Genomic DNA, 18,943 nt, shown 5'->3' with positions numbered 1-18,943 from the left:
GTTTTCAGATTCATTAATCATTAGTATGTGCGAGTACTTCTTCTAATGAAGTAATCCCTTGCATTACTTTTAGTAAACCTGCACGACGCAGATCCACCATACCTTCTTTATAGGCCATATTCATAATATCAACTTCAGTGCCATTTTCCATGATTACCCGTTGCATTTCTTCAGTAATAGGCATCACTTCATAGACACCTGCACGGCCTCTATAACCCTTACCTCGACAGCTATCGCAACCAACCGAACGGTACATTGTCCAGTCTTTGGCTAAATCTTCATCAGTAAAACCCGCTTTCTTTAATGCTGCCAAAGGAGGACGTTCAATGGGAGTTTTACAAGAGGGACATAATCGACGCAATAACCGTTGAGCCATAATCAAACTTACCGAACTGGCAATATTGAATGGTGCCACCCCCATATTTAACATCCGTGACAAAGTGGCTGGTGCATTATTCGTATGCAGTGTAGAAAATACCATATGTCCTGTTTGCGCTGCCTTAATAGCAATATCAGCTGTTTCTAAGTCTCGGATCTCACCAACCATAATAATATCCGGATCTTGACGTAGGAATGCTTTCAAAGCTGCAGCAAATGTTAATCCTTGTTTGTCATTCACATTAACCTGATTAATACCCGGCAAGTTAATTTCTGCAGGGTCTTCTGCAGTAGCAATGTTAACATTCTCTGTATTTAAAATATTCAAACAAGTATAAAGAGATACCGTTTTACCCGAGCCTGTCGGGCCGGTAACCAACACCATTCCATAAGGGCGGTTAATAGCCTCCAACAGCATTTCCTTTTGGAAAGGTTCAAAACCAAGTTGATCAATATTTAAAGACCCTGTATCCGAATTCAAAATACGCATTACTACTTTTTCACCGAACAAGGTCGGTAACGTACTCACACGAAAATCAATCGGACGACCATGCTTATGAAAGGCAATTTGAATACGTCCATCTTGGGGCACACGCTTTTCCGAAATATCCAACCTTGCCATCACTTTGATGCGCGAAGCCAATTGCCCTCTCACTGCTACTGGAGGCTGGACAACTTCACGCAATTGCCCATCGACACGGAAACGCACCCGTGCCATCTGTTCATAAAATTCAAAGTGGATATCTGAAGCTCCTGCATTAAGCGCGTCAGACAGAGTTTTATGAATAAAGCGCGGAATTGGCCCATCTTCAGCTTCTTCATTATCAATATAAAGAGCTTGTGTAGGAGCGGCAGCTTCTTGTTCCTTACTTATTTCATTCAAAATAGTGGTGGAACGCTGCCCTAACCATTCCAATAATGTACTCAACTGATCATCACATACCACAACCAAGTCAATTGAAACACCTGATGAAAAAGCAATTTTCTGAAAATTTTGAATTTGGGTGGGATCAGATACTGCCAAATAGACTTTTCTACCCCGTCTAAAAATCGGCACACAACGATTTTGCAGCATTTGTTCTTCAGTAAGAACATCCATTAAAATGTTATTACGAGAAAAATGACGGAGATCCAGTAACGGATAACTGAACACTCGTGCAAGTAATTCACCCAATGCTTTTGGTGTAACTACCCCTTCTTCAAACAACATCGGAATAATAGGCTTATTCGCTTTTAATACATCTTGATACCGCTCTGCCTGATTTCCATCTATAACTTGGCCTTGCACCAATACTCTTAATAAACCGACGCTCATTTTTTCTTACCTGTATCTATCATAATTATACTATCTGCTTGTCATGCAAATTATTTAACCATGGCATATGTCGTTTTCAAATTTATGGGCTATGTTTTTTTAAATAGACCCTTTCAACATAAAACCAACCCGCAATGCTCTTTAGTGCTCACATTAAAATGCTTATATAGTAAAAACTTCTTTATTATAAGCGAATAGACTGGGCAAACCTACCCAGTCTATTCTTAATCGTTCATTCTTTACAGTATTATTGTACTAAAAACAACAGGAAAACCGTAGACAAAAAAATAACCGCAAAAGCGGTTTATTTTAGTTTAATTCAATGGTGGCCAGAGGCGGGATCGAACCGCCGACACACGGATTTTCAATCCGTTGCTCTACCGACTGAGCTATCTGGCCTTTCTTTAAGAAAGGCGTATTAAAACAGAATTAATCGCCCCTCGCAAGTTTTTTCAAAAAAAATAATCTGAAATTAAGATAACAATTTATTTTTTATAAAAATAAACATTTCCATATTCCATAAATTTATCCAAATACTAAAGTTACACTAAATCTAATTTGTAGCAAACATATTACAAACAATCTCTTTTCTACCTATGTACACTGAATAAAACTTGCTAAAAATACCGCTTATCTATAATATCAACCGAATATCAAGAATAAAATATCATTCTTTTCATATTTTTCAGTCAGGTTTCTTATGAGCATTGTTGCCATTGATATTCATCCGCAGAAAACTTTTTCTGAGCTGTGCCCCGACGAACTACCTATTCCAGACGCACTTTCTATTGTTCCTCATCTTAACCGTCAAGCGGCACTGGCGGACTACCGCGTCATTACCAAAGATGTCCACAGTGATAATGCCGAATGGCATATAGAACATCAGAATGAGTACCCGGCATTGGACAAAGCACAAAATTGGGTCAACCATGCCGTTTTAGGCAGTGAAGGCTATGAAAACTTACCCGGTCTTCCTGCTTCTGACAGCTACGACTTTCTTGTCCATATCGGTTTGGAAAATAACGTACATACTTTCGGTGCATGCTTTCATGACATGGCAGAGAATATCAGCACCGGTTTGATTGAATGGCTGCAAAGCCGCAATGCCTCAACTTTAATCGTCGGCGGCCTGGCCACTGAGTACTGTGTGCAAGCAACCGTATTACAATTGTGCTGGTACGGCGAATGGCAGGTAATTGTCAATTTAGATGCCTGTCGCAGTTTAAACTCCGCCGAAGCATCCCGTGCCGTCCAAAATATGAAAAAAGCCGGAGCAATTATTGTAGAACATACTGATGAACTTGCCGCATTATTAAATTAGTAATGAAAAAAAACAATAAAATTTCAGACGGCCTAACAATAAAGCCGCCACTTTCATGCAAAAGAAAGTGACGGCTTTAAACTTTGCCTCATTTACAATTTAAACTTATTCAATCCAATTGTGCAACAGTAACGGTTAAATTACGCACTGCTGCCAAAGTACTACTATTTTTCCGTTGTTGTTCTTTGAATTCCGCCATATTGTCCGGAGTCAATTTGGGAGTTGGCAATGCAACAGTTGAAGGGTTCACAGGTTCGCCGTTCTTGCGTGCTTCGTAATGCAAATGCGGCCCTGTCGAACGGCCTGTACTGCCGACATAACCGATAATATCTCCGGCGCGAACCGAACCCTGTGCAGAAGAAAACTCACTCATATGGGCATATAATGTTTCAATACCGTTGCTATGTTGTAATACAACGGTATTACCATAACCGCCCTTCCAACCTTTAAAGGTAAGTATACCATCTGCGGCGGCACGAATCGGCGTGCCGGTCGGAGCAGCATAGTCGATACCGGTATGCATTTTTACTGTACGCAGGATCGGATGCAAACGCAAACCGTAAGGCGATGATATACGGGCATTACCTACCGGCTGTACATTGAAGCCATCCCTATGGCGTAATGATTTACCGTTTTGATCATAATAGCTACCGCTTTCTTCATCGCCTTTGCCTTGGCTGTAATAATAAGCTTGATAGGTTTTTCCGTCTTTAACAACTTCGGCAGCCAAAATATCGCCCGTTGCCATTTCCTGCCCGCGGAAATACATACTGTTATACAGTAAACGGATCGCATCGCCACTGCTTAATTCTTCGATGTTGACGACATCGTTGAAAATCTCGCTCAGCGCTTCGCGGATTTCTACGGGAATCCCCGCCTGCGCCATTGCTCCTCGCGCCGAAGTACGTACCTGAACGGAGCGCAAAGTAGGCATGGTTTCCATCTCAACGGTAGAAGCCGATTTCTGCCATTTGCCGTTAACTTTCTCAATGGCGATTAAATAGCCTTCACCATTGTCATCATCGCTGAAAAACTGAATATCGGTAACGTTTCCTGCCGCATCAAAACGTGCACTGACAGATTGACCTGCTCGCACAAGCGCCATCTTCCGGTCGATTGCGTTTTTAACCATCACTTTTTTGATGTCTTCGGCAGTAACGCCTATCCGCGCCAAAACATCGGATAAAGTATCGCCGGGCTGAACGGCTTCCTGCGACCAATAGCTGCCTTGATAAGTAGCGCTTTCAACATAAACAGCAGGTAACTCTTCCAACACCCGTTCCACTTGAAACAGGCTTTTCTGAGGCTGCGGTTGCGGCTCTGTAACGGCATAGGCCGTCATAATGCCAGATACGGGCAACATGATGCCCATCATCGACCAACGCACCGGTTTATTATTCCAAACACGATTAAACAATGTCAGCGTATGTTCAAACATCGGTTTCAGTTTAGCGGACGGATTCAATGTGTTTTTTGGGTTGTAAACCGGTTTGTTTCTCAAAATAAGCCTGTTTTTTAAAGCAACTTTGTTTTTAAATGCAAGTTTGTTTTTCAGCGCAAATTTACTTTGAAATGCAGGCTTTTTCTTCATTACGGCATGTTTGGTTTGGGCGGCCCGCACTTTGTCTGTGTCTGTCTGGCGGACGGCGGCAATTTCGTCTGCCACCACAGGTGCAGCGGCCTCATGCCGGGTGGCACTTGATAGGCTTTGGCTCTTATCCAAGCCCCGATCAGGTGCTTTCAAAAATTTGTTTAAGGATTGTTTCATTTCAAGCGGCCTTTTCAAAATACCTTTACTGCACATGCGGTTTTTTCGCCGCAGATACGGTATTGCTTTGATTTACACCAAAGTTTTCCATATTCCTTTTCGTTTGAAATTTTATCACAAAACCGCTTGCCATGTTTTAAGCCGGAGTTGCATCAAGTCAAAAATACGTGTGATAGCGTAAAATACTTCTTACCTCCACACAAATACAGTACAGCCATTACCATGAACCTGACTTTAGTCCTGCCTGCTCTCGTTTATCATATTTCCGACACATTACCACCGCTTGATTTACCTTCATTCAATAAAATATTGCGTTTTGGTACTTTTACACCGTCTTCTATTTCCTCATCGGCACTTTATGCCCGTTTTTTATGGAAAGGCAGCTTACTCGGCCATGCATTGAACCACCTGCATCTTCCGCCCGGGCAACCTTCCGTGTTTGCCAGCCCCGTATGGCAGCAGATGGGCATGCACAATCTGAGCATGCTGGGCGGTACCGATATTCAGATTCAGCTACATGAAGCGGAACAGCTATGCAGCGGGTTGAATGATTTTTTTCGAGAAGACGGTTGGGCATTCCGCCCAGTCCGTGCCGATTTATGGCTGGTAACGGTTCCCCGAATACCGAACTGGCAAGTGCCGCCGGTTTTGGATGTACTGGGGCAGGTAGACGGCTCCATCCGTGCGGAAGGGCCTGACGGCCCAAGCTGGCTGCAAAAACAGACTGAAATCCAAATGTGGCTGCACAACCATCCGCTCAACGTCGAGCGTACTGCTGCCGGCATACCCACCGTAAACGGGGTGTGGCTGTGGCAGGATTTGGAAGGCGGGCAAACCGCCACGCCGATATTGGCTTGCGACAGCCCATGGGCGCAATTTTATTCCGGCACACACCTTGACGTGCCGTACGACTTCGCCGCATGGGAGGCCGTCTTAAAAGAAAGTGGCCAAACTGTTTCAGACGGCCTGCTGTTTCTCGACGACTTGGCCGTAACCGCCCATACCGCCGACGTTTGGGCTTATAAAGACACGCTCGAAAGTTGGGAGCAACGGTGGTTTGCACCTTTATGGCAGGCTTTGTGCGAAGGCCGTCTGAAAAACCTGTGCATCGTTACCGACGGCCCGCACGGGGGAGAACTGCCTATTAAAGCCAAAGCGGGGCGGGCATTCTGGAAAAAGAAAAAAACATTCGCCGGACAACTCTGATTCGGATTTTCAGACGGCCTGTTATTAAAATAATAAGAACAGGCCAAGAACAGGCCGTCTGAAAAATTCCCCGCTTCGCGTTACAATAACGGCTTTCCGGCCGCACCGATTCATCACTTCATTCCATGTCAGTCAAAATCCGTACCCGCACCATTAATCAAAGCGTTTGCCAAACCCTGATTCAGGCCGGCACCGACCCGCTGCTCGCCCGCCTGTGCGCCGCCCGCGACGTGGCCTCCCCTGCCGAGTTGGACGACAAACTCGCCGCCCTGCTGCCCTACCAAAGCCTCACCCGCTGCACCGAAGCCGCTTCCAGATTGGCCGATGCGGTGGAGCGCAAACAGAAAATCTTAATCGTGGCCGATTACGATGCCGACGGCGCAACCGCCTGTGCAGTCGGCATCAAAGGGTTATCGGCAATGGGAGCCTCGGTCGATTTTTTAGTGCCCAACCGCTTCGAGCACGGCTACGGCCTCACGCCCGAACTGGCCGACATCGCCGCCGCCCAGGGCGTGCAGTTATTGTTGACCGTTGATAACGGCATCGCCAGCATCGCCGGCGTAGAACGCGCTCAGGCATTGGGTTTGGATGTTATCGTAACCGACCACCATCTGCCCGCCGATACCGTGCCCGATTGCATCATCGTCAACCCCAATCAACGCGGCTGCAACTTTGCCAGCAAAAATTTGGCGGGCGTGGGCGTGATTTTTTATGTATTGATGGCTTTGCGCGCCGAATTGCGGCAGCGCGGCTGGTTCAGGTCGTCTGAACACCCGCTTTCAGACGGCCTCAATGAACCGAATCTAGCCGAGCTGTTGGATTTAGTCGCACTCGGCACCGTTGCCGATGTGGTGCCGCTCGACCATAACAACCGCATTCTCGTTTCGCAAGGCTTGAAACGGATGCGTGCGGGGAAAATGCGCCCCGGTATCCGCGCCCTGTTTGAAATTGCAAGGCGCGACTGGCGTAAAGCCCAGCCTTTCGACATGGGCTTCGCACTCGGCCCGCGCATCAACGCAGCCGGCCGGCTCGACGATATGTCGGTCGGCATCGCCTGCCTGCTGGCCGACAACGAAGCCGAAGCACAAAGCCTTGCCGCCCAACTCAACGATTTGAACATCGAACGGCGCGAAATCGAACAATCCATGCTGCAAGACGCGCTGAATGCTTTTCCCGAATCATTGCCCGCCGGCCAAACCACTTTGGTTGTTTACCAAAACGACTTTCATCAAGGTGTGGTCGGCATCGTAGCCAGCCGTCTGAAAGACCGTTTCTACCGCCCCGCCATCGTGTTCGCCCCTGCCGACAACGGCGAAGTGCGCGGTTCCGGCCGCTCCATTCCCGGCCTGCATTTGCGCGATGCGTTGGATTTGGTGAGCAAACGCCACCCCGACATGATTTTGAAATTCGGCGGACACGCCATGGCAGCAGGCTTGAGCATACGCGAAGAAAACATTGCCGCTTTTCAGACGGCCTTTGAGCAGACCGTACGCGAATTGGTGCATGCCGACGACTTGGCGCAAACCTACATCACCGACGGCAGCCTGCCCGCCGCCGACATCACGCTCACACAAGCGCAAAACCTCGCCCGCCAAGTGTGGGGGCAAGGCTTCGCCCCGCCGACGTTTACCGACGAATTTGCCGTTATCCGCCAACAGGCTATGGGCGTAAACCACAAAAAAGTGTGGCTGCGTAAAGAAGGCTGCGAATTTGAAGCCATGTTTTGGCGCTGCACCGAAGAGCTTCCCACCCGCGTCCGCACGGTATACCGCCCCGTGGCCAACGAATGGCGCAACAATATCGAATTGCAACTTTATATCGACTATTGGGAAGCTGCATGAGCACAACCGATACAAAGCCCTTGTAAAAACACTTTTATGCCCATATAGTGCTTAAAGTCTAACACACACATCCCCTCAAGGACGCTTAATATGCAGCCTGTTACCATGTATACCGGCCCCTACTGCCCTTACTGCACCATGGCAAAAAAATTTCTAAAATCACAAGGCATCAGCGAAATCAAAGAAATCCGCGTCGACCACAACCCCGCCGACTATGCCGAAATGCAGCAAATCACCGGCCAGCGCAGTGTGCCGCAAATTTTTATCGGCAGCATCCATGTCGGCGGTTTTACTGACTTATACGCACTGCACCAACGCGGCGACCTTAAAAACCTGCTTGAAGGCGAAACCGAATAAATCTACTTTTCCCGCTGCACATGCAGCATAACTTTTTGCATAACTTTTTTATAGAAAGAGCCACCATGAGCGAAGAATTACAACCCGTATTCAGTATCGAAAAACTGTATGTCAAAGACCTGTCGCTGGAAGTGCCGCACGCACCTCAAATTTTCCTGGAGCAAGGCGAGCCCGAAGTGGACATGCGCGTAGCCACCGACAGCAGCAAACTGGAAGAAGGCTTCCATGAAGTAACCGTTACCGTAACCGTTACCGCAAAATTGGCTAACGACCGCGTGATGTTCCTCAACGAAATATCGCAAAGCGGCATCTTCCGCTTGGAAAACATCCCTGAAGAAGACGTAAAACTGCTGTTGGCCGTTGCCTGCCCGAACATTCTGTTCCCGTATGCCCGCGAAGCCGTTTCTGCTTCCATTACCCGTGCAGGCTTCCCGCCCGTGCTGCTGGCTCCCATCAACTTTGAAGCCATGTACCAACAAGCGCAAGAAGGCAACGCTTAATCCGCCCGCTTTTTTCCGCATACAAACAGGCCGTCTGAAACATATTTTTCAGACGGCCTGTTTGTTTATACACTTGATTAATAGTAATTATCAATATTGTTTACGCACTAGAAACATGGCTCTATAATCACAAAACAACCCCAATTAGGACAAATTTATGCCAAACAATATAAATTTACGCGTCATTTATGCTTTATTGCTAGCAGCCTTTCCTATTGTGGCACAAGCAGAGACATACGGTGAAAATCAGGAAATTTACACCGCCACCCTGCCGACGGTCAAAGTGGAGGCACAAGCCGATAGCAATATCCTCAAAGGCTATATCAATTACGACGAAGCAACGGTAACGCGTAACGGCCAACTGGTTAAAGAAACCCCGCAAAGCATCGATACGCTCAATATCCAAAAAAACAAAAACTACGGCACCAACGATTTAAGCTCGATTCTCGAAGGCAATGCCGGTATCGATGCTTCCTACGATATGCGCGGCGAGAGCCTGTTTCTGCGCGGCTTCCAAGCCGATGCCAACGATATTTACCGCGACGGCGTGCGTGAAAGCGGGCAAGTACGCCGCAGCACCGCCAACATCGAACGGGTGGAAATCCTCAAAGGCCCCGCATCCGTGCTTTACGGACGTACCAGTGGCGGCGGCATCATAAACTTGGTCAGCAAATACGCCAACTTCCGACAAAACCGCACCGTAGGCGCGTCTTACGGCTCTTATGCCGCACGCAGCCTGAATCTCGACATCAACGAGGTGTTAAACGACAACGTAGCCGTACGCTTGAGCGGCGAAATCGGCAAAACCAACTCGTTCCGCTCCGGCATCGACGGCAAAAACGGCATGATCTCGCCCAGCATCACGGTAAAACTCGACAACGGCCTGAAATGGACGGGGCAATATACCTACGACAAAGTAGAACGCACACCCGACCGCGGCCCGGAAAGAGCCGTTTACGACAAACTCAGCTTATCGTACCGCCACGGTTTCGCCCATCCCAACGATTTCGTGAAAGACAAACTGCAAATATGGCGTTCCAACCTCGAATATGCCTTCAACCCGAATTGGAACCTGCAATGGCAGCTTGCCCACCGCCGCGCCTCGCAGGATTTCGACCATTTCTACGGCGGCTCGCTCGACGAAGCCACAGGCCGTCTGAAACGAAACTACGCATGGCAGCAAACCGACAACAAAACCTTGTCGAGCAATGCCACCCTCAACGGCGATTTTAAAACCGGCAACTTTGACAACCACCTTACCGTCGGCCTTGATTACAGCCGTGAAGAGCGCAACCCTACCCTGGCTTTCAAACGCGACTTTGCTACTATCGACCCGCACGACCGCGCAAGCTGGCCGCCTTCGGGCCGGTTGCTGCCTGTCGGCACCCGCAACCGCCATAAAGCCGATTCGCACGGCCTGTTTGCACAAAACATTTTCTCGGTTACACCCGACATCAAGCTGACGGCGGGCATACGCTACGACAAATACCGCTACCGTTCCACCGACATCAAAGAAAACTCGCGCGAATACAGCGGCCATTCGTTCAGCCCCAATTTCGGAGCCACATGGAACGTTACCCCCGCACACACGCTGTATGCAGGCTTCAACAAAGGCTACGCACCTTACGGCGGCTACGGCGGGGCGGGCATTTCCATCACCACCCTCGGTGCCAACACCCCGCCCGAATCGTTCAAACAATACGAAACGGGTGTGAAGAGCAGTTGGTTTGAAGACCGCCTCAACACCACATTGGCCGTCTACCAAATCGAACGCAGCGATGTTTATTACCAGCCCGACCGCAACGACCCGTTTACTTTCAAACAACGCGGCAAAGACCGTTCGCGCGGCATCGAATTGAGCGGCATCGGCCGGATTGCCCCCAAATGGTACCTGCGCGGCTCGCTCGGCGTGATGCAGGCCAAAACCGTTGAAGACGCACAAAATCCGAAAAACGTCGGCCGCCATCTCAGAAACACCAGCAACATTACCGGCAATCTGTTTGTGCGCCACACCCCCACACAAAACTTCTACGGCGAACTTGGCGTTACCGGCACCGGCAAACGCTACTACTATGCCAACAACGGCAGCGATGCCCATATACCCGGCTTCGCCCGCGTCGATGCACTCGCAGGTTGGAACCGCAAAAACCTCAACCTCACACTGGCGGTCAACAACCTGCTCAACCAGAAATACTGGCGTTCCGATGCCATGCCCGGCACACCGCGCGGCGTAACGGCACGGGTGAATTACAGCTTTTAATACAGCCCAACCGTAAAGCAACCATCAGGCCGTCTGAAAGCGAAGTATGCAAGTTTCACCAAAAAGTTTTAACGAAGCCCACATAGTTCGCTTTCAGACGGCCTCACTCATTACCCGTCATTCCCCATCCTACCCCCGCCCCAAAATCATTTAAAATGGCCGTCTGAAACCGTTTCCCTCCAGCCGCCATGACACCCGAACACCAAAAGCTGCTCAAAATCACCGACACCGCCGCCAAAAAGCTCGAAAAGCTCAACCTGCACACCCCGTGGGACGTTGCCCTGCACCTGCCGCTGCGCTACGAAGACGAAACCCACATCATGCCGATTAAAGACGCACCTATCGGTGTGCCGTGCCAAGTCGAAGGCGTAGTAACCCTGCAAGAAGTGCAGTTCAAACCCCGCAAGCAGCTTGTCGTGCAGATTCAAGACCACTCCGGCAGCGTGCTGTTTCTGCGCTTCATCCACTTCTACCCCAGCCATCAAAAACAAATGGCGCAAGGCAAACGCATCCGCGCCGTGGGCGAAATCAAACACGGCTTTCACGGCGACGAAATGATCCACCCCAAAATCCGCGATGCCGACAACAGCAGCCTTGCCGAAAGCCTCACCCCCGTTTACCCCACCGTAAACGGCCTCAACCAACCCACCTTGCGCCGCATCGTTCAGACGGCCTTAGAAGCCCTGCCCCTGCACGACACCCTGCCCGACGAACTCTTAGGCCGTCTGAAACTGCCGCACTTGGCCGAAAGCCTTCGCCTTTTGCACGCCCCGCCGCCCGATTACAGCATCCGCCAACTTTCAGACGGCACCCTCCCCGCATGGCAGCGGCTCAAATTCGACGAACTGCTCGCCCAACAGCTCTCCATGCGGCTCGCCCGGCAAAAACGCATCAGCGGGCAGGCCGCCCCCCTGCACGGCACCGGCGAATGGTCGGGCAAACTGCTCAACGCCCTGCCCTTTTCCCTCACCCAAGCCCAACAGCGCGTGCTGGCCGAAATCCGCGCCGACATGCGCCAAACCCACCCCATGCACCGCCTGCTGCAAGGCGACGTAGGCAGCGGCAAAACCATCGTCGCCGCCCTAGCCGCCCTCACCGCCGTCGAAGCCGGCAGCCAAGTTGCCGTGATGGCACCCACCGAAATCCTCGCCGAACAGCACTACCTCAAATTCAAACAATGGCTCGAGCCGCTCGGCCTCAGCGTTGCATGGCTTTCCGGCAGCCAGCGCAAAAAAGCCAAAGAACAAAACAAAGCCGCCCTTTCAGACGGCCTCGCCCCCATCGCCGTCGGCACCCACGCCCTCTTTCAAGAAGACGTACAGTTCCACAACCTCGGCCTCGTCATCGTCGACGAACAGCACCGCTTCGGCGTCGCCCAACGCCTCGCCCTCAAAAACAAAGGGCAAGACGTACACCAGCTCATGATGTCCGCCACACCCATCCCACGCACGCTGGCCATGAGCTTTTTCGCCGACCTCGACGTTTCCGTGATCGACGAACTGCCGCCCAACCGCACCCCCATCCAAACCCGCCTCGTCAACAGCCAGCGCCGCCCCGAAGTCGAAGGCTTCGTACTCAACACCTGCCGCAAAGGGCGGCAGGTTTACTGGGTCTGCCCCCTCATCGAAGAAAGCGAAACCCTGCAACTGCAAACCGCCACCGAAACCCAAGCCGCCCTTCAAACCGCCCTGCCCGAACTCAGCATCGGCCTCGTCCACGGCCGCATGAAAGCCGCCGAAAAAGCCCAAGTGATGGCCGAATTTGCCGCAGGCCGTCTGAACGTACTCGTTGCCACCACCGTTATCGAAGTCGGCGTAGACGTACCCAACGCCAGCCTCATGGTTATCGAACACTCCGAACGCATGGGCTTGGCACAACTGCACCAACTGCGCGGACGCGTAGGCCGCGGAGCCGCCGCCAGCACCTGCGTCTTACTCTTCGCCGAACCCCTGAGCGACTTGGCCAAAGCCCGCCTCAAAGTCATCTACGAACACACCGACGGCTTCGAAATCGCCCGCCAAGACCTCAACATCCGCGGCCCCGGCGAATTTCTCGGCGCACGCCAAAGCGGCGTACCCATGCTCCGCTTCGCCAACCTCGAAGAAGACCTGCACCTTTTAGAAAAAGCCCGCGAAATCGCCCCCCAACTGATCGAAGAACGCCCCGACATCGTCGAAGCCCACCTCAACCGCTGGCTGGCGAGCAGGGAAAGTTATTTGGGGGTTTGAATGGAGAAGAGAAAAATTAAAAATAAACACATTATTTACCATAATTGAAGTTATTTATTAATTTTCATATAATATTTTTTATATTTTGGTATCAATTCATAGAAGTTTAAATTCATAATGGCTATCAAAGATAAAGATATAAAAATGTTATGGGCAACCTCTTTCGGCAAGTGCAATAATCCATCCTGCGAGGAATCATTAATTAATTTACTTACTCGAACTACGATTGGAGAAATGGCTCACATAATTGCAAAAAATGCAGATGGCCCAAGAGGAAATACTGACAATGAAAATGACAACACCTACGATAATTTACTGCTACTCTGCCCCAATTGCCACACTAAAATCGACAAAACACCTGATGATTATCCATTTGAATTATTAAGAGAATGGAAAAGATTTGTAGAGGAGAAATACGAAGAATTTATTTCCTCTGTTCATTTTTCAAATAAAAATGAATTAAAAGAATCTATAAAAAAGTATTTAATTGAAAATAAAATTTCCCATGACTACTTAGGACCGAAATCTAAAACAGCACAGCGTAATCCAAACTCAAACTTAAGCTTACAATGGCAATATAAGAAACTAGAAGTTATCATTCCAAACAATAAAAAAATCATATCAATAATAGAGAAAAACACAAGTTTGTTAAGCCCTGAAGAGTTAGAATTATTCTACATATTTAAAGAACATGCATTAGCTTTTGAAAGACATCAATATAGTCCCATTGAAGACTACCCGTTATTTCCAAAAGAGTTTGAGGAGATTTTTTCACTATGAATAGTAATAATGGTTCAAATAATTTTGATGTTTCCTTTGGAGACATCTCATATTTAGGGAATAGAATTTTGTTGAATCATCGCAATATATCTAATATTAGAAGGACTCATGACATATTATTTACTATAAACAGAATCAACCAAAGGGATACTTTGAAAATAGTTTGCTTACGTGAATATATAATGGGGCTAGATAAAGTATTGGAAGTTTTAAGTACCTTTAGAGAAGTTGGTCAAGATGTAAACATAATTTATATTGGTGGAGGATGGAATAAATATACAAGTGAGGCAAAATCATACTGCATTAACAATCAAATTGGATTATTTGTAACAGATGAAATGACAGGAGCTTTATTTGCAAACCAATACTGGAATCACCATAAAAGAGATAAAGATGGAAATCCAATCTATTTTGGAGGAACACCATTATAATTTACCATTTATATACGGAATTTTTGGATTCGGTTCATTTTTCAAAGGAAAGATAAACTATTCTGATATAGATTTACTATTAGTAACTTTTAAATATTCCCCTGAAATTAAGGAACTAAAGGGAATACTAAAAAAAAGTTTTCTAAAAAATAACTTAATTATTGACTTGCTGGTACTTAATCTTAATGAATTTAAAGAAGACCTGTTATTAGAAGGTTCCGAACTGGAGCTTATCTATTTAAATGAAGTTGGATGGATATTGTAACGAATTATAAATTTGCCTAAATTTAACCTTAAGAAATTTAGTATACATTGCTACTAAAACAACTTAAAAATTTCACGTTGAAGTATACAGACAAATCAAAACATCAGGTTAAGCTCATTTAGAAAAATTTGAAAACCTGATTTTCAGCAGTATCCTGTCAAATCCTGATAAAGTACCCGGCACGTTCGACGGTATCGACGGCTTAACTTCGCTGCTTAAAGAATTAAAAAGCAAATAATTTTCGAGTTTCTCCACTTTCATACCGGAAAGGCCGTCTGAAACATTTCAGACGGCCTTAATCCTTGCTGCAAACAACAGCTATTTATCGAACCGGTGCACAGTTTTTCATCAAAACATTATCCACGTCCATCACTTCGCTGGCCACTTGCTGTTTTTCATGGCGTGTCCAGAAGCCGTTTTCTTCTTTATAGAAATCGGTTTGGAATTGGTTGTCGATGGTCCACGTATATTCGCCGTTGCCGAACGCCGTTAAGTCGTCATTGCTGCCTGCGCGGTTATACGGCAGGGTAAAGGTTTGGCCGTCGGCACGAATCTGCGCCGCCGCGCCGTCTGCATCGCGGTAATAGCGTGCGTCTAAGGTTTGGCCGTCGGCACATTGGTACGATAGCCAAGCTGCGTCGTCTGCTTTGGCGGCGAGGTTTCCGCCCAAGCGGTTGTCGGCAGGTTGCGATGCGGCGGTCTGATCGGACGGAGCCGCTTCGGAAACGGCGGATGCGGCAGGCGAGGACGGGGCTTCGGCGGTTTTTTGTTCGCCGCAGGCGCTTAATGCGAGCAAGGCCAGCAAGGGCAGTATTTTTTGAGATACGGTCATGTTTCCTCCAATTTGAACTGGGTGATGTTTCGTTTAGTGTAAAAGAATCCGGCAAAAATTTCATGCGCCCGCTCCGGCGGCGGATTTGTGTTTTCAGACGGTCTTTTCGATATGCCGCGGCTCCATTCTCTTGCTATAATCTGCCGTTAACGCAGCAAACCATCGACAGAAAAAGAGCGAATATGAGCCAAACCCCTTTACTCGACACCATCAGCCTGCCGCAAGACTTGCGCTGTTTGCCTAAAGAACAGTTGCCGCGCGTGGCGGAAGAATTGCGTATGTTTCTGTTGGAATCGGTCGGTAAAACGGGCGGTCATTTCGCCAGCAACCTCGGCGCGGTCGAGCTAACCGTCGCGCTGCATTATGTGTATGACACACCCAACGATAATTTGGTTTGGGATGTCGGCCATCAAAGTTATCCTCACAAAATCCTCACCGGCCGCAAAAACCGTATGCACACCATGCGCCAATACGGCGGTTTGGCAGGCTTTCCCAAGCGCGGCGAGTCGGAATACGACGCATTCGGTGTCGGCCATTCTTCCACGTCTATCGGCGCGGCACTCGGTATGGCGGTGGCCGACAAACTGGCGGGCAACGGCAAACGCAGCGTAGCGGTAATTGGCGACGGTGCGATGACGGCAGGTCAGGCGTTTGAAGCCTTAAACTGCGCGGGCGATATGGAAATCGACCTGTTGGTGATTCTCAACGACAACGAAATGTCGATTTCCCCCAATGTCGGCGCGCTGCCCAAATATCTGGCGCGCAACGTCGTGCGCGATATGCACGGCCTGCTCAGCACCATCAAAGCGCAATCCACCAAAGTGCTCGACAAACTGCCCGGCGCGTTGGAAATCGCCCAAAAAGTCGAACACAAAATCAAAACCATCGCCGGAGAAGCGGAGCACGCCAAGCAGTCGCTGTCGTTATTTGAAAACTTCGGTTTTCATTACACCGGCCCCGTCGACGGCCACGACGTTGAAAATCTGGTGGAAGTGTTGCAAGACCTGCGCGCCAAAAAAGGCCCGCAGATTCTGCATGTGATCACCAAAAAAGGCCAAGGCTACAAGCTCGCCGAAAACGATCCGGTGAAATACCACGCCGTGTCCAACCTTGCCAAAGAGCCTGAAAAAGAACCCTACAAACCCGTGCCGCAACCCGCCGCCAAACCCACCTACACGCAGATTTTCGGCAAATGGCTGTGCGATCAGGCCGCCGCCGACCCGCGCTTGGTTGCCATCACGCCCGCCATGCGCGAAGGCAGCGGTTTGGTCGAATACGAACAAAAATTTCCCGAGCGTTATTTCGATGTCGGCATCGCCGAGCAGCACGCCGTTACCTTTGCCGGCGGCTTGGCCTGCGAAGGCGCGAAACCGGTGGTGGCGATTTATTCCACTTTCCTGCAACGCGCCTACGACCAACTCGTCCACGACATCGCCCTGCAAAACCTGCCCGTGATGTTTGCCGTTGACCGCGCCGGCATCGTGGGCGCAGACGGCCCCACCCACGCCGGTTTGTATGATTTGAGCTTTTTGCGCTGTGTTCCGAATATGGTCATCGCCGCCCCGAGCGACGAAAACGAATGCCGCCTGCTGCTGTCCACCTGTTACCAACTCGATGCGCCGACCGCCGTGCGTTACCCGCGCGGTTCGGGCATCGGTGCAACGGTTTCAGACGGCCTCGATACCGTACCCGTCGGCAAAGGCGTTGTCAGACGCGAAGGCAGCAAAACCGCCGTTTTCGCTTTCGGCAGCATGGTTCAGCCCGCACTGGAAGCCGCCGAAACGCTGGACGCAACCGTGGCCGATATGCGCTTCGTGAAACCGCTGGACGAAGAGTTGATTCTCAAACTGGCGCAGTCGCACGATTATCTGGTGAGCGTCGAAGAAAACGCCGAGCAAGGTGGTGCGGGCAGTGCGGTGCTGGAAGTGCTGGCGAAGCACAATATCTGCAAACCCGTGCTGGTTTTGGGCGTGGCCGACACCGTTACCGAACACGGCGACCCAAAAAAACTGCTCGACGACTTGGGCTTGAGCGCAGCGGCGATATTGCGGCGGATACAAAGTTGGCTGGCCGAAGTTTGAGCATCGCCGCTTCCCATCGTAAACAAACTTACTTTATCAAGTCCCGTTATACTCGGCCTTGGCCCAAGTATGGCACGTGCCATTTTTTTAAGTCGGTTCATTAGTTAAGAGGCCGTCTGAAATGTTTTCAGACGGCCTCTGCCTTTGCAGACGGAAACAAAGTGCTTGCAGAATGCAAACCGTTGGTTCGGCCTTTCTTTTCAACCCTTTTCCATGCGGGGAAAGAAATGGGGATTGGAACTTTGCGCAGTGATTTATTGGTTCAAGATATAAAACCAAGAGGCCGTCTGAAAACCTTTTCAGACGGCCTCTTAATCCTAACCGACCCTTTACTCTTCCGGCGGCAGTGGCGCACCGGCGGTATGTTTGAAACGGTTGTAGGCAAACAGATATTGCTCGGGAAAACGACGCACCCAATATTCCACATTTTCGTTAACCACTTGCGCATCATGCACTTTGTCGCCGTTCAACTCTCCTTGCATCGGTTCGATGTGCAGCACAAACCCTTTCCCGCTTTGCAGCCTCTCTCCACAGAAAAACAGCGTCCGCACGCCTTTCACTTGCGCGAGTTTCGCCGCCAGCGTCATGGTATAGGCGTAACGCCCGAAAAACTTCGCCCATACGCCGTCGCCGCCTTCTTCGGGATCGGGCACATGATCCGGCAGCACAATCGTGGCTTCGCCCGCACGCAGGGCTTTGATAATCTGTTTCACGCCTTGGATACTGGTCGGTGCCGTGCGCCCTTTGTCGCGCACGCGGCCTGCCTGCATCACTTGGTCGAACACTTTGATTTTCGGTGGTTTGTACATGGCGGTAAGCGGAAACGGCAGGCAGTGGCTGAGATAACGGCCGGCCAAATCATAGCTGCCGATGTGCGGCGTAATAAACAGCAAACCTTCGCCTTTTTCCAAGGCCGTCTGAACATGCTCCCAACCGTTCACTTCCCGAAACAGCGCGGCAACCTCTTCAGGCCGTCTGAAAAAGGCGATAGGCAACTCCAAGCCGCCCTTGACCGTTTCTTGCAATACGGCTTTCACCATTGCATCGTCATCCGGCAAACCGGCTGTTTTCAGATTGGCGCGGATCAGTTCGCGGTTCCGGCGGATAAAGTAAAAAGAAATACTTCCCAACACCCGCCCGAAAAAATGCAGCCAAGCCAACGGCAGGCAGGCCAGACAGCGGAATAGGAAAGAAACAATGGTTTGCATGAGTTTATTTACTTTTTGGAAGAAACGGCATTGTAATAGAAAACCATAATGCGCCCAAAACAGGCCGTCTGAAAATGCCGTTACCGCACGATTAAGATACAACAGCACCCTTTCCGCCGGTTCTCCTCCCACTCAGACGGCCGCAATTAAAACAGCCCCCGATTGCCGTTTC

Annotated in this window: 15 protein-coding genes and 1 tRNA gene; 11 read left to right on the top strand and 5 right to left on the bottom strand. The window is 49.5% G+C overall.

Annotated elements, in window-relative coordinates; genetic code table 11:
• Positions 1-13: 13 nt before the first annotated feature.
• On the bottom strand, positions 14-1,693 hold the full coding sequence (gene pilB, locus EL216_RS09105) for a type IV-A pilus assembly ATPase PilB (protein WP_085391168.1): 1,680 nt from the start codon (positions 1,691-1,693) through the stop codon (positions 14-16).
• 323 nt (positions 1,694-2,016) lie between these two features.
• Positions 2,017-2,092: transfer RNA gene (locus EL216_RS09100), tRNA-Phe, on the bottom strand.
• Positions 2,093-2,393: 301 nt separating this feature from the next.
• Here EL216_RS09100 and EL216_RS09095 point away from each other — a divergent pair.
• The gene (locus EL216_RS09095) at positions 2,394-3,014 is read left to right on the top strand and encodes an isochorismatase family protein (RefSeq protein WP_085391169.1); all 621 of its coding nucleotides are present in this window, start codon (positions 2,394-2,396) and stop codon (positions 3,012-3,014) included.
• 109 nt (positions 3,015-3,123) lie between these two features.
• On the opposite strand, the gene EL216_RS09090 is transcribed toward EL216_RS09095, so the two are convergent.
• Positions 3,124-4,452 (bottom strand): M23 family metallopeptidase, encoded by a 1,329-nt coding sequence (locus EL216_RS09090; RefSeq protein WP_085391185.1) that lies wholly within the window; start codon positions 4,450-4,452, stop codon positions 3,124-3,126.
• A gap of 552 nt (positions 4,453-5,004) precedes the next feature.
• Between EL216_RS09090 and EL216_RS09085 the strand changes: the two genes are divergently transcribed.
• The 9 genes from EL216_RS09085 (at position 5,005) to EL216_RS09045 (ending at position 14,650) form a co-directional block, all read left to right on the top strand.
• Complete coding sequence (locus tag EL216_RS09085) at positions 5,005-5,988, top strand: hypothetical protein (protein WP_085391170.1); 984 nt, start codon at positions 5,005-5,007, stop codon at positions 5,986-5,988.
• Between the two features lie 125 nt (positions 5,989-6,113).
• Positions 6,114-7,829 carry a single-stranded-DNA-specific exonuclease RecJ gene (gene recJ / locus EL216_RS09080; protein ID WP_085391171.1) on the top strand — a complete coding sequence of 572 codons (1,716 nt, stop codon included), beginning with the start codon at positions 6,114-6,116 and terminating at the stop codon, positions 7,827-7,829.
• A 90-nt stretch (positions 7,830-7,919) separates the two neighbouring features.
• Positions 7,920-8,186 (top strand): glutaredoxin 3, encoded by a 267-nt coding sequence (gene grxC / locus EL216_RS09075; RefSeq protein ID WP_085391172.1) that lies wholly within the window; start codon positions 7,920-7,922, stop codon positions 8,184-8,186.
• 65 nt (positions 8,187-8,251) lie between these two features.
• Positions 8,252-8,686, top strand: a complete 435-nt coding sequence (gene secB, locus EL216_RS09070; protein WP_085391186.1) for a protein-export chaperone SecB — start codon at positions 8,252-8,254, stop codon at positions 8,684-8,686.
• A 157-nt stretch (positions 8,687-8,843) separates the two neighbouring features.
• Positions 8,844-10,946 carry a TonB-dependent receptor gene (locus tag EL216_RS09065; protein ID WP_085391173.1) on the top strand — a complete coding sequence of 701 codons (2,103 nt, stop codon included), beginning with the start codon at positions 8,844-8,846 and terminating at the stop codon, positions 10,944-10,946.
• Positions 10,947-11,134: 188 nt separating this feature from the next.
• Positions 11,135-13,174 (top strand): ATP-dependent DNA helicase RecG, encoded by a 2,040-nt coding sequence (gene recG / locus EL216_RS09060; RefSeq protein WP_085391174.1) that lies wholly within the window; start codon positions 11,135-11,137, stop codon positions 13,172-13,174.
• 117 nt (positions 13,175-13,291) lie between these two features.
• Positions 13,292-13,954: an HNH endonuclease signature motif containing protein gene (locus EL216_RS09055; protein WP_126300866.1), complete on the top strand. Its 663-nt coding sequence runs from the start codon at positions 13,292-13,294 to the stop codon at positions 13,952-13,954.
• Positions 13,951-14,385 carry a hypothetical protein gene (locus EL216_RS09050; protein WP_126300865.1) on the top strand — a complete coding sequence of 145 codons (435 nt, stop codon included), beginning with the start codon at positions 13,951-13,953 and terminating at the stop codon, positions 14,383-14,385. Before EL216_RS09055 ends, EL216_RS09050 begins: the two co-directional genes overlap by 4 nt.
• A complete protein-coding gene (locus EL216_RS09045) occupies positions 14,348-14,650 on the top strand; it encodes a nucleotidyltransferase domain-containing protein (protein WP_126300864.1) in 303 nt (100 codons plus the stop codon). Before EL216_RS09050 ends, EL216_RS09045 begins: the two co-directional genes overlap by 38 nt.
• 322 nt (positions 14,651-14,972) lie before the next feature.
• Here EL216_RS09045 and EL216_RS09040 read toward each other — a convergent pair whose 3' ends face one another.
• Positions 14,973-15,482, bottom strand: a complete 510-nt coding sequence (locus tag EL216_RS09040; RefSeq protein ID WP_085391177.1) for an MliC family protein — start codon at positions 15,480-15,482, stop codon at positions 14,973-14,975.
• Between the two features lie 182 nt (positions 15,483-15,664).
• Between EL216_RS09040 and dxs the strand changes: the two genes are divergently transcribed.
• Entirely contained in the window at positions 15,665-17,563 is a 1,899-nt protein-coding gene (gene dxs, locus EL216_RS09035) for a 1-deoxy-D-xylulose-5-phosphate synthase (protein ID WP_085391178.1), read from the top strand.
• Between the two features lie 329 nt (positions 17,564-17,892).
• On the opposite strand, the gene EL216_RS09030 is transcribed toward dxs, so the two are convergent.
• Positions 17,893-18,771, bottom strand: coding sequence for a lysophospholipid acyltransferase family protein (locus EL216_RS09030; RefSeq protein WP_085391187.1), 879 nt, complete (start codon positions 18,769-18,771; stop codon positions 17,893-17,895).
• Positions 18,772-18,943: the final 172 nt, after the last annotated feature.

It is taken from the genome of Neisseria animaloris (genome assembly GCF_900637855.1).
Classification (GTDB): Bacteria; Pseudomonadota; Gammaproteobacteria; order Burkholderiales; family Neisseriaceae; genus Neisseria; species Neisseria animaloris.
Note: the sequence above shows the minus strand (reverse complement) of the source record. Positions and strands in the feature narration are given on the sequence as shown.

What these genes read in the sequence shown, in the direction of transcription:
- recJ (WP_085391171.1), top strand. Translation starts at nt 6,114, where the DNA reads ATGTCAGTCAAAATCCGTACCCGCACCATTAATCAAAGCGTTTGCCAA.
- recG (WP_085391174.1), top strand. Translation starts at nt 11,135, where the DNA reads ATGACACCCGAACACCAAAAGCTGCTCAAAATCACCGACACCGCCGCC.
- EL216_RS09030 (WP_085391187.1), bottom strand. Translation starts at nt 18,771, where the DNA reads ATGCAAACCATTGTTTCTTTCCTATTCCGCTGTCTGGCCTGCCTGCCG.
- pilB (WP_085391168.1), bottom strand. Translation starts at nt 1,693, where the DNA reads ATGAGCGTCGGTTTATTAAGAGTATTGGTGCAAGGCCAAGTTATAGAT.
- secB (WP_085391186.1), top strand. Translation starts at nt 8,252, where the DNA reads ATGAGCGAAGAATTACAACCCGTATTCAGTATCGAAAAACTGTATGTC.
- EL216_RS09085 (WP_085391170.1), top strand. Translation starts at nt 5,005, where the DNA reads ATGAACCTGACTTTAGTCCTGCCTGCTCTCGTTTATCATATTTCCGAC.
- EL216_RS09090 (WP_085391185.1), bottom strand. Translation starts at nt 4,452, where the DNA reads ATGTTTGAACATACGCTGACATTGTTTAATCGTGTTTGGAATAATAAA.
- dxs (WP_085391178.1), top strand. Translation starts at nt 15,665, where the DNA reads ATGAGCCAAACCCCTTTACTCGACACCATCAGCCTGCCGCAAGACTTG.
- EL216_RS09065 (WP_085391173.1), top strand. Translation starts at nt 8,844, where the DNA reads ATGCCAAACAATATAAATTTACGCGTCATTTATGCTTTATTGCTAGCA.
- EL216_RS09040 (WP_085391177.1), bottom strand. Translation starts at nt 15,482, where the DNA reads ATGACCGTATCTCAAAAAATACTGCCCTTGCTGGCCTTGCTCGCATTA.
- EL216_RS09095 (WP_085391169.1), top strand. Translation starts at nt 2,394, where the DNA reads ATGAGCATTGTTGCCATTGATATTCATCCGCAGAAAACTTTTTCTGAG.
- EL216_RS09045 (WP_126300864.1), top strand. Translation starts at nt 14,348, where the DNA reads ATGGAAATCCAATCTATTTTGGAGGAACACCATTATAATTTACCATTT.
- EL216_RS09050 (WP_126300865.1), top strand. Translation starts at nt 13,951, where the DNA reads ATGAATAGTAATAATGGTTCAAATAATTTTGATGTTTCCTTTGGAGAC.
- grxC (WP_085391172.1), top strand. Translation starts at nt 7,920, where the DNA reads ATGCAGCCTGTTACCATGTATACCGGCCCCTACTGCCCTTACTGCACC.
- EL216_RS09055 (WP_126300866.1), top strand. Translation starts at nt 13,292, where the DNA reads ATGGCTATCAAAGATAAAGATATAAAAATGTTATGGGCAACCTCTTTC.